Origin of the sequence: Myroides indicus, from assembly GCF_004364575.1 — a bacterium.
Classification (GTDB): domain Bacteria; phylum Bacteroidota; class Bacteroidia; order Flavobacteriales; family Flavobacteriaceae; genus Flavobacterium; species Flavobacterium indicum_A.
Map to the genome: position 1 here is coordinate 121,503 of NZ_SOAG01000004.1, position 14,621 is coordinate 136,123.

Annotated in this window: 14 protein-coding genes; 11 read left to right on the top strand and 3 right to left on the bottom strand. The window is 27.7% G+C overall.

Annotation, left to right across the window (positions count from 1 at the left end; all coding sequences use genetic code 11):
* Positions 1–78: 78 nt before the first annotated feature.
* Positions 79–1,398, top strand: a complete 1,320-nt coding sequence (locus C8P70_RS02790; RefSeq protein WP_071307423.1) for a site-specific integrase — start codon at positions 79–81, stop codon at positions 1,396–1,398.
* Positions 1,399–1,508: 110 nt separating this feature from the next.
* On the opposite strand, the gene C8P70_RS02795 is transcribed toward C8P70_RS02790, so the two are convergent.
* A complete protein-coding gene (locus C8P70_RS02795; RefSeq protein ID WP_071307422.1) occupies positions 1,509–1,763 on the bottom strand; it encodes a MerR family transcriptional regulator in 255 nt (84 codons plus the stop codon).
* A 139-nt stretch (positions 1,764–1,902) separates the two neighbouring features.
* Entirely contained in the window at positions 1,903–3,114 is a 1,212-nt protein-coding gene (locus C8P70_RS02800) for a hypothetical protein (RefSeq protein ID WP_071307421.1), read from the bottom strand.
* Positions 3,115–3,409: 295 nt separating this feature from the next.
* Between C8P70_RS02800 and C8P70_RS02805 the strand changes: the two genes are divergently transcribed.
* Positions 3,410–3,817: a helix-turn-helix domain-containing protein gene (locus tag C8P70_RS02805; RefSeq protein ID WP_071307420.1), complete on the top strand. Its 408-nt coding sequence runs from the start codon at positions 3,410–3,412 to the stop codon at positions 3,815–3,817.
* Between the two features lie 284 nt (positions 3,818–4,101).
* Here C8P70_RS02805 and C8P70_RS02810 read toward each other — a convergent pair whose 3' ends face one another.
* Complete coding sequence (locus tag C8P70_RS02810) at positions 4,102–5,805, bottom strand: hypothetical protein (protein ID WP_071307419.1); 1,704 nt, start codon at positions 5,803–5,805, stop codon at positions 4,102–4,104.
* Between the two features lie 392 nt (positions 5,806–6,197).
* Between C8P70_RS02810 and C8P70_RS02815 the strand changes: the two genes are divergently transcribed.
* The 9 genes from C8P70_RS02815 (at position 6,198) to C8P70_RS02855 (ending at position 14,593) form a co-directional block, all read left to right on the top strand.
* The gene (locus C8P70_RS02815) at positions 6,198–6,746 is read left to right on the top strand and encodes a BfmA/BtgA family mobilization protein (RefSeq protein ID WP_071307418.1); all 549 of its coding nucleotides are present in this window, start codon (positions 6,198–6,200) and stop codon (positions 6,744–6,746) included.
* 2 nt (positions 6,747–6,748) lie between these two features.
* Complete coding sequence (locus tag C8P70_RS02820; RefSeq protein WP_133711832.1) at positions 6,749–7,714, top strand: DUF5712 family protein; 966 nt, start codon at positions 6,749–6,751, stop codon at positions 7,712–7,714.
* A 531-nt stretch (positions 7,715–8,245) separates the two neighbouring features.
* Complete coding sequence (locus C8P70_RS02825) at positions 8,246–9,733, top strand: transglycosylase domain-containing protein (RefSeq protein WP_071307414.1); 1,488 nt, start codon at positions 8,246–8,248, stop codon at positions 9,731–9,733.
* Positions 9,721–10,356, top strand: a complete 636-nt coding sequence (locus C8P70_RS02830; protein ID WP_071307413.1) for a hypothetical protein — start codon at positions 9,721–9,723, stop codon at positions 10,354–10,356. Before C8P70_RS02825 ends, C8P70_RS02830 begins: the two co-directional genes overlap by 13 nt.
* A gap of 353 nt (positions 10,357–10,709) precedes the next feature.
* Positions 10,710–11,522: a hypothetical protein gene (locus tag C8P70_RS02835; RefSeq protein ID WP_071307412.1), complete on the top strand. Its 813-nt coding sequence runs from the start codon at positions 10,710–10,712 to the stop codon at positions 11,520–11,522.
* Between the two features lie 118 nt (positions 11,523–11,640).
* Positions 11,641–11,988, top strand: a complete 348-nt coding sequence (locus tag C8P70_RS02840) for a hypothetical protein (RefSeq protein WP_071307411.1) — start codon at positions 11,641–11,643, stop codon at positions 11,986–11,988.
* Positions 11,989–12,322: 334 nt separating this feature from the next.
* Positions 12,323–13,462 (top strand): putative phage abortive infection protein, encoded by a 1,140-nt coding sequence (locus C8P70_RS02845; RefSeq protein ID WP_071307410.1) that lies wholly within the window; start codon positions 12,323–12,325, stop codon positions 13,460–13,462.
* A gap of 2 nt (positions 13,463–13,464) precedes the next feature.
* Complete coding sequence (locus C8P70_RS02850) at positions 13,465–13,680, top strand: hypothetical protein (RefSeq protein ID WP_071307409.1); 216 nt, start codon at positions 13,465–13,467, stop codon at positions 13,678–13,680.
* Between the two features lie 223 nt (positions 13,681–13,903).
* Positions 13,904–14,593 (top strand): hypothetical protein, encoded by a 690-nt coding sequence (locus tag C8P70_RS02855; protein ID WP_071307408.1) that lies wholly within the window; start codon positions 13,904–13,906, stop codon positions 14,591–14,593.
* Positions 14,594–14,621 lie beyond the last annotated feature (28 nt).

Below are 14,621 nucleotides of genomic sequence, written 5' to 3' on the forward strand. Positions count from 1 at the left end.
AAGGCGCCAGAGAGTTTTAAACTGTGATTTTGGAACGTTTTAATTCGACATTTATTAATATTTAAAAACAGTTGAATTATGTTAGAAAAACAGTTATCAATTAATTTCTTTCTCAAACCAAGTAGGAAGAAAAGTGATTTAAGAGGTGTTTACCTTCGAATCACAGTAGATGGTATTCGCAAAGAGACTTCTTTAAGTCATAGATGGGATATCAAAAGATGGAACCAAAAAGCAGGTCGTGCCAATGGCGCTAAAGAAGACGCTAAAACGCTAAACTACATCTTAGATACAATCGTATCTAAGATTACCAAGTACAAATTAGAGTTATTAAGTAATGAAGAGCCTATTACTGCTTCTGTGCTTATGGATTATATCCAAGGCAAAGGAACTAGTAGGATTAAAGTTTTAGAAGAATTCCAAAAACACAATGATGAAGTTTTTAAACTAGTACCTAAAGAGTATGCTATTGGAACACATGAAAGATATGTAACAGCTAGATCGCATGTTGGAGAATATATCCGTTATGTATATGGTAAAGAAGATATAGAGTTTAGAGAACTCAATTATGAGTTTGTAATTGGCTATGAGCACTATTTAAAGACCGTTAGAGCGTGTTCTAACAATACTGCTATAAAGTATATCTCAAACTTCAAGAAGATTGTTTTACGGGCTGTTGCGAAGGGAATAATATCTTCTAATCCTTTTGTACAATACAAACCTAAAAAGACGAAACTCAATAAGAAACCATTAAGCAAACAAGAGCTATCTATTTTAGAAAACAAAGAGTTTCAAAATGATAGAGTAAGTACGGTAAGAGATGTATTTGTATTTCAGTGCTATACTGGTCTTGCTTATATTGATGTATTTCAACTAAAGAAAAGCGATATTACTAAAGATGAGGAGGGCAATCTGTGGATTAGAACCAACAGACAAAAGACAGATGCTAATATAACTATCCCTCTACTTCCAAAAGCAATAGAGATAATGGAAAAGTATAAAAATCATCCTGATTGTATTGGTAAAGATATCGTTCTTCCTGTTCGTTCTAATCAAAAGATGAATGAGTACTTAAAAGAGATTGCCTCACTATGTGAGATAAGTGAGTTAAACACCCATAAAGCAAGAAGAACTTTTGGAAGTACTGTAACTCTTGGAAATGGTGTACCTATTCATGTAGTAAAGGAAATGTTAGGACATCACTCTGTTAAGCAGACTGAGGAATACGCTCTAACAGAAGAAGAAGCTATTAAGACTGAAATGCAGATTTTAAAAGGTAAACTTGAAGGGAAATCAAATAAGCAAAGTGATAATTACACAGATTTACTAGAGAGTTTAAAAAAGCTAAACCCTGATAAATTAACTCAACTAACTAATTTTATTAATCAGTTAAATGGATAATAGGAACTCCCTTAAATTCTCTACACTTTCTAACAATTCAACTGTAGTTTTGCAAACAAGAAATTTAAGGGAGTCAATTTCCAACCTTTTTAATGAGTAAAAGTAAACTTCTACTCATTAAAAAGGTTCATAATATCTTTTCTGTTGTAGTAATACGAACCAAGTATTTTGCGATACTGCAATTTACCACTAATGCGTAGTGTTTGTAGTGAAGCTGGCGAGATACTGAGTAATTGTCTTGCTACTTTAGCCTTTACCCATTCAAGAGAAGTTTCTTTGTTTTGCTTGACTAATAGATCTTTTAACTCTCCAATGATTGTTTGAGCAAACAATCTCAAATCGTCTTTTGTAATTTGACTTTCCATGATAGTTATTTTTTTGGTTAAACAACTAAACTACAATCAAAACAGATGATACTCTATTTTTGGCAGTTTCAAAGTCTATTTGGCTTTATCTTACTAAGTTTAAGATAATATACGAGTTAGAATTATTACCTTTAATTCATTATGTTTTTTTATAATTCAACCTATCTTTTATTCTTCTCTTGCAAAAATCAGTAGCCAATAAGGTTATAACATCTAAAATTTTAAGTAAGGTGGTTTCAATATTTAAATCGGAATCATTTATCTCTATAGCTTGTTTATTAGCAATATATTGGATTAGTCGATCTTCTACTTCATATATAAATTCCCTAACATCAATATCGTGATACAGTATAGAAAGAGTTATATTGAGGTTTTCACTTTCTGCTGTACTTAGATATTTAGGTTTCCAAATACGCAGTTCCTCTATGGAAAATGGACAATTAATGTAGTCTAAAATATCAGGATTAAGCCAAGTAGTTGGATAATAGTCAGTTTGTAGTAGTACCCATCCTGTTTGTAGCAACCACTTTAAGGTAAATCGAAAACTAGTAACATTTTGTATAAGGAAAGTATCTTCTTTTTTTGAGTTAGAATATATCACTTTAATAACTTCTTGAATTTCATAATAACTGTTTGTATTGAAGATAAGAATGATATTCTCAAAAGGATTACTGGCTTGGTAACCTTCACATGGACTGCCTAAATAGTGTTCCCATACGTGATTATTTGGGGGTAAATAACTGTAATCAGCCCAGCTTATAGCTAAGTAGCTAGCTTCAAATAATTTCAATATAGCATCATATACCTTATAAGGAGGAGGTCCCATAATATCAGTGATGTCCTGATTCCTCTCTAAGGCTTCTTTCCAATGATCTAACATCTTTATCCAAAGGGATAAGTCCATTGGTTTAAAAAAGTCTTTAAATACTTTTTGAAAATTCTGCACTTCTTTGATGCTTAGCAAGGTATAAGAATCCTCTAAATGAGCAAGATGATGATTGATTTTGAAATCCTCTCTAGAGCGATACTCAAACACACAGCGATAAGGATTTTTAACCCATGGAATATCAATCCAATCATTCCAATATTTGAGTTTTTTTTTCTGATGAATAAAAAAATGACATCCCATAACCATCATTTTAATATCTAGTATAAAAGGGATTTGTCGCTCACAAATTTGCTTTCGTTTTTTTTTGCTAGTGACTGATTCATTAAAGCGTTCTAGTTCTTTTAATAGTTCTCGAAAAGATTCTAAAGTATATGAACTCAAGGCTTCGAATATACCTCCATTGAGTAAGAATTCAGGAATTTCTAATTTGTCGTCAGGTGGGCACCAGTAAATATCTTTCATAATGTTTTTTTTTAGTTCAACTTATATATTTTAGTTTTCTTAGTTTAAAAAGTGATAGTCCATCTCTCTTTGTAGACAATTCGAGAGTAGTTCCTTTAGTAAATTTTTATTGTAATTGTGTTCAAAGTTGTTCACTTTCTAAAGAATAAAAAATTCTCGAAAAGGATATTATATCCTTTGTATTTGCATTCTATTTTAGATAATTTAGAATTCTATTTATTTTTAATAACTTTACAATTCAATCTTTTTAAATCATTGGCTTTATTTTTGAGCCTTCTTAACTCAGCTATTAATTATGGAACATAAAATACATCAAGGAAGAAATGTAAAGCGTTTTAGAGAAATGCTTGGAATCAAACAAGAAGTTCTTGCTTTTGATTTAGGAGATGATTGGAATCAAAAGAAGATATCTCTACTTGAACAGAAAGAAGTTATTGATAATGCTTTATTACAACAGATTTCTAAGGTGCTTAAAATACCTGTAGAAGCAATTGAGAATTTTGATGAAGAGCAGGCTGTTTATAATATTGCTTGTAATTTTTCTGATAATGCTATCAATAATAATGGCTTAAATATTCAAAATAACAATTCCATTGATAAGATAGTTCAACTTCACGAAGAAAAGATTGCCTTATATGAGCGTATGCTAAAGGAGAAAGACGAAATGATGATGCGTTTAGAGAAGCTGATTCAAACTAAGTAAATGGAGCATTAATAAAAATATGAAAACTTAACCTTATAGTTAGGCTTTTTTTGTGTCTATATAAAATAGAAAAAGCTAGAGTACATATAATTTTGTACTCTAGCTTTTTTGCTTCTTGTATTCTGGTAATTAATACTCTTTTCTCTTTACCAATTTTGCGACCTTCGGGAGAAAAACGAGTGGTCTTTGTTCCTGTTCAAATTTTTCAATTTGTAAGGACAAAGACACATCTCGATAATTTAAACGTCATTTCGCTGTGGATAATAATCCATCACTTTTACACTTTACTCCAAAGAAGAGTTATCTCCCAATTCTTTTTTTGTAAATGAGTATATCATATCACAGAATGAGTCTAATTCTTTAATGTCTTCTACTGTAGAATCAACTATAAAATCATTTGGTTTAGGGTAATATTTTACAAAACAGTCCTTATTAAATAGCATTTTTTTCACTGTGGGTAACTCATTTATGTCTTTATAGACCGAGGGATAACACCACTGAATTAAATCCCATAAATAATTTAGATCAATAATACTGGAAATAAAGTCAAGTTTTCTATAAATAAGTAATACAAGTGATTGTTGTATGACAAAATGATAAAGCATCGCTTGTGCTTCACAGAATGTTGCATTACTATTTTCTTTAATATTCAAATAAGCTCTATTAAGTGATTCTAAGCATTCTTGAGTATATTTATTCTTATTGTGTGTTATAGTATCTTCGTCCTTATCATAGCTTATGTAAATTGAATTGCCATAAAATAAGTTTTGGCTAGTAAAATACTTTTTATAAAACTCAAAGAACATAGGAATATTTCTTGTCCAATTACTTGCTTTTTGAAGTAAGACCGTAACTTTAACTTGTCCACTAGTTTGTTTAGTAATTAAATTACTAAACTGCCTAATTTCCTGATAAGTTCTTTTTTGAGTTAATACTACAATAAACAAGTGAATGCCTCTTTCATACTTAAAATCAGTCAATGGAATATTAAAGTATCTCTTTGAAAGAAGAAATACAGATTTAGGTCTATAAAAAATTTTAAGAGTTTCTTTTACTTGATTCTCTAAGGTGTCTTCCCATGATTCTACACTAGCTTTAGCTTTTTCTATTATATTATAGGTTTCTAATTGCTTAACACGATGTTTAAAAATATCCGAACAATCATTTTTAAAATCTATTGTTAATGCTTCTGCAAATAAATTTAGATTGTCAATTAATAGCTTTATATCATAAACGTCTTCTTTAATAGATGACTGATAGTTTAATATAATTAATAAATATTTAATTGATAAAGGTGGTTTTGTTAAATCATAAAAATCTATACCAGCAATGGTTGTATTTTTATCGAATTTGTTCTTGACTGTATTTGAGTGTGCGACTAGAAATGATAGTACTTGCTCTGTAGTATAGTTTTTCAAAAAAACATCCATAGGAAGAAATATAACTTTAAAGTCTGTTATTATCTCTTGTAATAATTGTTGTAGTCGTTGCAGTATAAAAACAATATTGACACTATCTTGTTCCTCGCTACTAGTATAAGGTTGAAGTAATTTAGTATAAGACTCCTCTTTTTGTTTTAGCCACCTTTTTGTTTTCTTAAGAAAATTCCTTTCTCCATCATTCTGAATGTTTTCAATCTCTTCATCATAAAAGCCATCGTTACAAAATATTAACTGATCTAATTGACAGTTTAAATTATAGTAGATATTATGAGGTGTTTTTTTATTAAGGATTAGTTGGTCCATTTCAATTACGTTAATAATGGTATTATATAATTCAATACTATTATTAACCCAATCTTGATTTACTAATTCCTTCAGAACTTTACCTTCTCCAATGATTGTTATTGTTGGTAGAGTTAATATGTTTGCTTGTGCATGAAATACATAATATATCCAATTATCTGGCTTAGATATAAATTCACTAAGGTTCTCTTTAATATCCTTATGAATACTTGAACTTGAAATTAGGTTTTTACTTGTCAACATAATGTTTGATTTTTAAGTTATTCACTTGCAAGTTGTTTGGATTTTAGTGGATAATATATTCTTACAAAGGATTAATTATTCCTCATTATTTTCTATGGCTCTATTTGGCTAATTATGTCTTACAATGTTTTGAATCACATTGATTTACTTTGCCTTAAGAAATATTAAAAGAGTAGTATATCACTACTCTTTTCTTTTACGGTAATATATGGTTTTGAAAAAAGCAAGCGGGACTTGGGCAGAGCCCTAGTCGCTTGCCTTTTCACTAGCGTTGCAAAGGGGTTGAGTATACCTTAAGTATACTCTTGGGCTTTCAGCCCTTATAAAGATGTGATTTGGGTATACTTAAGGGTATACTCTCTTTTAAGATTAATAAACTAAAAAAGATAAATATGAAACAACTAGATACAAGTAGTATTCGCTTTTCAAAACCAGTTAATGAAAAGTTTGAAAAGCTCGCTTTAGGATTTAAGCGAAGCAAGAAGGAGTTATTTACTCAGATGGTTGATTACTTCTATAGAAGTAAAAAAGATCCATCAGACTTTGGAGATGAAGTTTTAAAAAAGGAATTATCCTTAGGAATCAGTCGGATAATCTCTTTTATAAAACAACAAGAGAAAGATTTTCTATTGCCAAGCTATACTGATGTAGGACTTTTAAAGGTTGCTATGGCTCAAAGTAATGATAAGCTTAGTAATATTGATACTCATTTAGCTAGAGAAAGCGAGGTAAATACTGCCCTATTAAAGTACACAAAAAGTATAATAGGTGGAATAAGAGTACTAGTAAATCATCAAAGACAAAAAGATGAGCTCAAAGAGCAGTTTAGAGAGCTTTTAGAGTATTACATCCATTCACGTGAAGAAATGGGTTGGACAACAGCTAATGCAAAGAAAGAACAGCTAATAGAGCATGTAAGACAATCTTTAAATAATATGTAATTATGTTTATAAATATTACTAATTCAGAAACAGGAAATAACAAAGGGAGCTCTGCAAGACTTGTTGAATACTTAGAAAAAGAAAACAAACTAAAGAATGATAACAGAGAGAAAGAGCTTTGGTTTACAAATGACAGATACGATGTACCACATCAAGAAGTACGAGTTAAACTTGATAACAACATAGCTAAGCTTAGTAAAACAGACGATAAGTTTTTCTTAGTAAATATAAGTCCAAGTGAAAAAGAAATTCTTTTTTTAAAACAGAAATATACAGAAGATTTGTTACAGCAGAAACTAAAAGAGTATGCTATTGCTGTTATGGATGCTTATGCACTTAACTTTAAAAAAGATAGTATTACAAGTAGTAAAGATCTACTTTGGTTTGGAAAGCTTGAACACTTTAGGTATTATTCTAATACAGGTGAAAAAGTGAAAAATGCAGAAGTGAGTGTTGGTGATATTAAAGAAGGCGAACAAATGCACTTACAGATTATAGTTAGTCGTAAGGATATAACCAATAAGATAAAACTAAGCCCTAAGAATAATTCAAGAGGTAAAAACATAGCACATTCTGCTAAGTTTGGACAATTTGACAATCTTGCTTTTAAAGAAAATAGCGAAAAGCTTTTTGATAATATGTTTAATTATCAAAGAGGACTTAAAGAGAAGCTTATGTATTCTGTAACTATGGATAAAGGAAGTGTTGAAGATAAAAAAGTATTAAACATCTTAGAGCAGATTGAAGATAAACTAAACGAACCTAGTAAAGAAGAATACTTTCAAGTTATAGATAATATCTCATTGGAGTTCTCATTAGATTTAAACAACATTATTGAAATATTTGACTCCAAAGGTACTGGATTATTTGCAAGTCTATTAACTACAGAAAATAATGAGTGTAATGAGAATATACAATTTTCTAAAAAGAAGAAATTGAGAAAAAATATAGATAGAAGGATTAATTAAGTGCTTGTAGAATAAATGAATTCCATGAAAAACTTATTCTATTTAAACTATTGGTATCTAAAATAGATAATACGTAAAAAGAAAATGTTTAATTGATTCAACAAACTATGAAGGCATTTCAATTACTTGAAAATATAATAAAACAAGTAACTAATAAGATAATAAAAAGCTATGTTTTTAAGTACTCCAGATTAAAATTGAGCTTTTAAAACAACTTACTCTTATAAAAGGAGGATAACTTTGAAGTTGATTTTTTTCTAAAAAACAACTATACTCAAAATATTAAAGGGTTTACGGATTTCCGTATTTATAATGAAAATATAAATACTATGTTTGGGTATAAAATAGTACAACCACTCTATCCATATTCTAAGGAGGTTATATTAATTTGGATAGATTTGCTAAGCGTAATAAACTAGTTTGTTAAATATCTGATTTACAAAAAAACTAAATTATGATAGTAACAAATTTAACGAAATAAGCACATAAGTGTTATGTGTAATTAATCCCTAAAAAAAAACACTGAAAAATATGAATAACGAAATTGACGGGTTTGTTATTTACAACAAATCGGGAAAAAAACAAAAAGCATTTGCAGTTGTATCCGAAGATTATGAGTGCAATGCTAAATCTTCTAATTTACCAAGTTTATTTAAAGAATTCATTGTTCCCATTGAAGACAAAAGATTTTTTGAACATAATGGAATTGATTATCGAGGGATTTCAAGAGCTATGATTAGAAACCTAATTAATTTAAAAGTTTTAGAGGGAGGTAGCACTATTTCTCAACAACTTGCTCGAAATATTCTACGAGATAATAGTAGAACTATCTATAGAAAAATAAAAGAGTCCTTTAAAGCATTAAATCTTGAAAATAATTTCTCTAAAGATGAAATATTAAATCTATATTTTGACAATGTATACTTTGGCAAGAATTTAAGGGGTGTTAGAACTGCTAGTATTTTTTACTTTGATAAAGAACTTGAACATTTAAATAAGTCCGAGGTTTTATACTTAATTACAATTTTAAGAGGACCTAATTACTACATTAAAAACACTGATAAAGCACTCATTAGAATGAAAATTTTATCAAATCTATTATACCAAAATCGAACAATAAATATAAATCAGTTTCGTAAAATAAATCGTCATCCTTTACATTTTAATGAAAATAAATTATTTTCAATTAAAAAGAACGTAATACCATATATCACAGAAAGTATAAATTTCAAAAAAAAGAAAATAGTATCTACTCTGATTCCAAAATTTCAAAACTTTGCGAAACAAATTGTTTCAGATTCTAAATATCCATTATCTGTAATTATTATCAAGAACGGAAAGTTAGTTGGCTTTTCAAGCCATTATGGTTCGGACTATCCTTTTGTTTTTAAGTCTAATGTGGGATCTACTTTGAAACCATTTTTATACTATCTGGCTAAAAAAACAGGAATCACCAACGACGAAAAGTTTGACGCCTATCATAATAGTTTAAATTGGGATGTAAGAGAAGCAAGTTACACTGATAAATTTTTAAATATAGATGAAGCATTATTTCATTCAAATAACAATAGTTTTATTAATATTAGTAATAGAATTGGAATAGATAAATCTTTAGCTTTTTTATCTACATTATTAAGTATTCCATCTAATGAATTATTTTCTTCTACTATTTTAGGAGCAACAAAATATGGAATATCACTTTATCAATTAGCATTACATTACAATGTTTTTTTTACTAATGATATTGACTCAGAAAAACGAATGTTAATGGAAGTTCTTAATAAAATTTTCACATCTAAAACAGACATTCAAATTGAAAATGTTTTTTTAAAAACTGGTACAACAAACAATAATGATGAAAGAATTGCAGTATTCCATGAAGCTGATACAACTTATGCATTTTTAAGAAATGAAAATCCTGAAAATGACTATTCAAAAGAAGGCAATTTCATACAAAGTATATCAAATAAAATTATTGCATTTTTCAAACCAAATAAAGAATACAAATGGATGTCTTAGAAACTTTAAAACAGGTAGATTCAAATTTGTTAGTATTTCTACTTACTAGTTTAATTGCATTTTTGACTTGGGTAATCAAGGGGTCTATAGAAAAACCAATAAATGATTCGAAGCAGACATTTGAAAAAACTTTCAACATCCGTATCGAAATTATGACAGAAATAAAAAATAGGCTTAGTTTAATCTTATATTTTAAAGAAGGGGAAAACAACTTAAAATTTAAAGAAGAAATCCAAAGTATATTACTTAAAGATGGAAAATCTGCATATTTAAGTAAAAATATATTAGATAATTTATTAAGGCTGTCTATTGAAGAAAAGAATAATGAAGAATTAATTAAAACGACTATCAATTTAATAGATTCTGAATTATACTTAATTATTTCTAAACTTGAGGATGAAATTAGTTTTTATAGAAAATTTTCCAATTTTAATCCTTTAAAAAAAATAATAGGAATAATATTATTAGCGTTACAAAACATTATAACAATATTAATTGTAGGATTTATTACATACCTTTTAATTACAACTTTTATTAGTAGTACAATTTGTGTCAAGATTTTAATATCTCTTTTATCTATAGGAATATTACTATTTGCTAATTGGTATCTATCAAAAAAATAATAAGCCATATCTTCAAATCTAAGTTTAAAACTTATAGTATTCATGAGATATTACATTTGTTTAAGAGTAAGTCTTTTAAGAACTTATTTAATGTTTACTACAGCGCAACTATAATAATGTTAACACTATCAAATAATGCTATTTTTCTATAATTAAAAATTTTTAGGGAAGCCTACAAAGGCATTTAGACTTTAGAAATAAATTTAAAAAATCAATTATTAAATGGTGTAAGATTATTTTTTCATGTCTTTTATTTAGATAAATTAGCGTAAGATATTACTAAAAATAATTATAGGTTTCATTTTACAAAACTATGCTATGTTTCATGAAGCAACGATATTATCTGAAATTTTATGAAAAATATTACGTTTAAAAATATTGCTCAAAAACAAGTGGAATCAATACCAAGAATTCGTTCTTATACTTGTCCTTTATTGAAAAATAAAACTAACTACAAACAACATGGAACTGGAGTCTTTGTGAAAATAGAATCTAAGTATTTTCTATTTACGGCAGCTCACGTTTTGGATGACATAGAAGATATTTTTATTCCATTAAAGAACGGTTTTGATTTATTAAAACCGGGAGGAGAAATCATTAAAAATGAAGCTACTGATAACAGAGCTACTGATGAATTAGACTTAGGTATATTGATTTTAGATGAGCTTTCAGTTAAAGATATATTAAATGATTTTATATTCTTAGAATGTAGTGACATTGAATTAAGCCATACTCCATCTCATTTTTTAAATTACTTGATATTTGGTTATCCGACAAGTTGGTCTAAAAAATCAATGACAAGAAATTCTTTTCATACAAGATCGTTTATTCATCAAACCAATTGTATTAAAACAGAAGATTACACACAATACAATAGAAAGGAATTTCTAAACTTAATAGTTGAATATGATAGACAAAACACACTAAATCTAAAGTCAAACAACTTAAGTTTTGGTCCTAATTTGTTTGGAATTAGTGGTTGTGGTCTTTGGTACATAAATCCTAACGATTTAAATAGTAGTCCTAAATTGGTTGCTATCATGAATGAGTGGTCAATATCAAACAGAAGTAAACTATTTGCGACAAGAATCGATGCATTTACTGAAATATTAAGGAAAAATAATATAATAAAATATAAAGAATCATCCTTATTTGGATTCACATAAAAATTATAGACAGTAAAGGTTTACATAATCAAAGTCTAAGGCTTAAATTTAAAGTTTAAGCTTTTTAACACACTATTATCTCCAATACACTTTTCATTAGTAATAAACTTTATAAAAAATGCAGATAAACATACAAGTATTAAAAGACTTGATTGAAACTTCAAAAACAGAAAGAGAAGTTTTAGGCAGAATAATTAATCCAATTATAGAGAAATTCAATTTGCCACAAAAAGAAATTTTAGAAGTCTGTCAAATAGGGAAATTTGTATATAAAATAGATTGCGAAATAAATATTATAGATAAACCAAAACCGCCAAGGCCAGACTTTATAATTGAATATGACTCAAAACTAGTAGGATTAGAACACACAAGAATATTTAGTGATAATGCTGGTAATTATAATCGTACTAAATCTATTATAGAATATTCAGAAGTCGATAGTTTTTTGATTAAAATAGAGCCTTAACTCAAAATATTGAGAGGTTTACGGATTTCCGTAATAATATTAGAGAAAGTTTTAATATGTTTGAGTCCGAATTATAAGATACTAATTGAATATTTTGGAATACGATAGGTTGTACATATAACAGGTAAGGGGATACTGATTTCATATTATTATCTTTATTTACACAAATAAATAGTTTATTGAATTACTTCGTTATAGATCAAACTATTCTTTTTTTAAATATCTTATTCACATAAAAACAATTAGCTTAACATACTGATTTCACGAAACGGATAGTTGTATTCTTCTTGAAAAAAGATGTTAATGGTAATTATTAAAACTACGTCCTTAATTTATGAGAATACGAATAATTCTATCCTACATACTTACTATTATCGGTTGTATAATAATAGTTTGGTTTTTAATACGAGGGATATATTTTGAAGATTTTATTAATTCTAAATATAATTTAGATTTAGATTCGTCCGCAAAATCAGGAGATTTCATAGGAGGATTTGTAGGAGCAATATTTACAATAGTAGGTATTGTTCTTTTATATGAAACATTATCTTTACAAAGACAAGAATTTATAGAAAGCAGAAATGTATTTGAAAGACAACAATTTGAAAATAAATTCTTTTCATTACTAGATGTATATCAAAGTATAACAAATTCAATGCATTATGATATTCCACATTCTTCTCAAATATATAAAGGAAAAGAATTTTTTCAAAAGCATAAAGAAGATTTATACAATAAGTTTCAACCAACGAATTCCTTTTATAAAAATCGTAAAATTGCCATTGATTTATATACAATTTTCTATATAGTAAACAAAGAATCCATTGCGCACTATTATCGAACTTTGTATAGAATTTTTAAATTAATTAGTGAATCCAATTTTAATGATAAAGAAAAGTCAAGTTATGCAAAAATAGTTCGTGCTCAGCTTTCCGAATCTGAGTTATTCTTTATAAATTATAACGCTTGTACTACGTATGGGAAGAAATTTCAAACTTTAATAAATAATTATAATCTTACAAAACACTTACCTCTTTTAGAAAGAGTAGAGTTTAAAGAGTGGAAACAAAAGCTAACAGATGAAAAAGTTAATAGTATAAATATTCTTTTAGAAGAACTTTTACATTTTATAATTTCTGAAAATACTACATTTTACAAAACATTTTTAAAAGGAAGATTTGCTTTTAAAGGCGAAAAGTTATTTGATTCTATAAGCCTATCAGTTACAAGGAATAATCTACAAAATTTTAATCAAAATTTACAAGAAGGTTATGGTCTAGATGATTTTTCAAATGAGGAAATTGAAAAACTTTTAAAATGTTGGGCATTAGAAACCTATTCCTATAGAACATACAAGCCAAAAGATTCTACAAGTAACTTAAAATTCAAAGTAGATATCATTGATTTAACCAATAATAAATACAAAATAACTTGCGATATTTTTACAAAAGATAAAACAGAATTAAAATATTAAATATGCAAAAAGTAATTACAGTAACAGTAACTTCAGGCGCTGGTCGAGTTTCTAAACAAGAGAAAAAAGATGACAGATTTGTCGGTGAACACGAATTTGACCTTGTGAATAATGCTTTAAATGAAGGTTTTAAAGTCAAAGAAGTTATACAGACACCTGGGAGTAATACTGGTAGTTTACACCCAACAGTAGTTATAACTTTCGTCTTAGAAAAATAATAACTATAACACTAGCATGGACTTTGACAAAATGGCCGTTTTCTCTTAAGATTAAAACATAATTTTATAATTCTCAAAAAACAATTATATTGACTTTTCCCTAAATTTAGCCAAATAAAGGTTTTTTGCTCAAGTTGTGCTTAATTGAAACTTTTGTTTTCAATTCCAGCCACTTCGCAAAATAAAGGCATGTTATAGATGTTTTTTTAAAACTTGATACAAAATGAGTGAATTACAAAATTTCTCAAATTCATTAGATGAAACCATAAAAGATAGTAATCTGACAGAAATCAATACCGATTTATTTGAAGTGTTGGTAGATAGTTTTCTAGAAGATGGTGTTGCAAAAGATATTCCTATCATTGGTACTATCTTGAAATTAGGCAAGTTTTCTATGAGTCTAAAAGAACATTTATTTCTAAAAAAAATTGTTTATTTTATTTCAGAACTTAAAGATATCCCTCCTAAAAAAAGGAATCAAATGGTTTCAGAAATTGACGAATCAAAAACTTATCGAATTAAAGTTGGAGAAAAACTTATTTATATTATTGAAAAATGTGAAGACCATATTTCAACTGAATATGTTGCAAAATTCTTCAAAGCTTTTTTATTAGAGAAAATTTCATACTCTGAATTTCTACGCTGTACATCTATTATTCAAAATATCTTTATAGAAGATTTTGAATATTTTGTTCAAAGTGACAATTTAGAACGAGAAAATCGTTGGAATGAATACTTTTCAGATATTGAAATGAATCTTGTTAATGCAGGATTATGTGGAAAGGATTTAGGAGAAATTAGTGTTCGAGATCAGGATGATTGGAAAGCATCAGATAAATATGTTGTGGAAGGTGGAAGAGAAAGTTTGTATATTACTGATATAGGAATAAAAATAAAAAAGATTTTAAAATAATAAAGAATCGAACACAAAACCTTTGTTT

What these genes read in the sequence shown, in the direction of transcription:
- C8P70_RS02815 (WP_071307418.1), top strand. Translation starts at nt 6,198, where the DNA reads ATGAAACAACTAGATACAAGTAGTATTCGCTTTTCAAAACCAGTTAAT.
- C8P70_RS02835 (WP_071307412.1), top strand. Translation starts at nt 10,710, where the DNA reads ATGAAAAATATTACGTTTAAAAATATTGCTCAAAAACAAGTGGAATCA.
- C8P70_RS02825 (WP_071307414.1), top strand. Translation starts at nt 8,246, where the DNA reads ATGAATAACGAAATTGACGGGTTTGTTATTTACAACAAATCGGGAAAA.
- C8P70_RS02800 (WP_071307421.1), bottom strand. Translation starts at nt 3,114, where the DNA reads ATGAAAGATATTTACTGGTGCCCACCTGACGACAAATTAGAAATTCCT.
- C8P70_RS02845 (WP_071307410.1), top strand. Translation starts at nt 12,323, where the DNA reads ATGAGAATACGAATAATTCTATCCTACATACTTACTATTATCGGTTGT.
- C8P70_RS02795 (WP_071307422.1), bottom strand. Translation starts at nt 1,763, where the DNA reads ATGGAAAGTCAAATTACAAAAGACGATTTGAGATTGTTTGCTCAAACA.
- C8P70_RS02850 (WP_071307409.1), top strand. Translation starts at nt 13,465, where the DNA reads ATGCAAAAAGTAATTACAGTAACAGTAACTTCAGGCGCTGGTCGAGTT.
- C8P70_RS02855 (WP_071307408.1), top strand. Translation starts at nt 13,904, where the DNA reads ATGAGTGAATTACAAAATTTCTCAAATTCATTAGATGAAACCATAAAA.
- C8P70_RS02820 (WP_133711832.1), top strand. Translation starts at nt 6,749, where the DNA reads ATGTTTATAAATATTACTAATTCAGAAACAGGAAATAACAAAGGGAGC.
- C8P70_RS02790 (WP_071307423.1), top strand. Translation starts at nt 79, where the DNA reads ATGTTAGAAAAACAGTTATCAATTAATTTCTTTCTCAAACCAAGTAGG.
- C8P70_RS02805 (WP_071307420.1), top strand. Translation starts at nt 3,410, where the DNA reads ATGGAACATAAAATACATCAAGGAAGAAATGTAAAGCGTTTTAGAGAA.
- C8P70_RS02830 (WP_071307413.1), top strand. Translation starts at nt 9,721, where the DNA reads ATGGATGTCTTAGAAACTTTAAAACAGGTAGATTCAAATTTGTTAGTA.
- C8P70_RS02840 (WP_071307411.1), top strand. Translation starts at nt 11,641, where the DNA reads ATGCAGATAAACATACAAGTATTAAAAGACTTGATTGAAACTTCAAAA.
- C8P70_RS02810 (WP_071307419.1), bottom strand. Translation starts at nt 5,805, where the DNA reads ATGTTGACAAGTAAAAACCTAATTTCAAGTTCAAGTATTCATAAGGAT.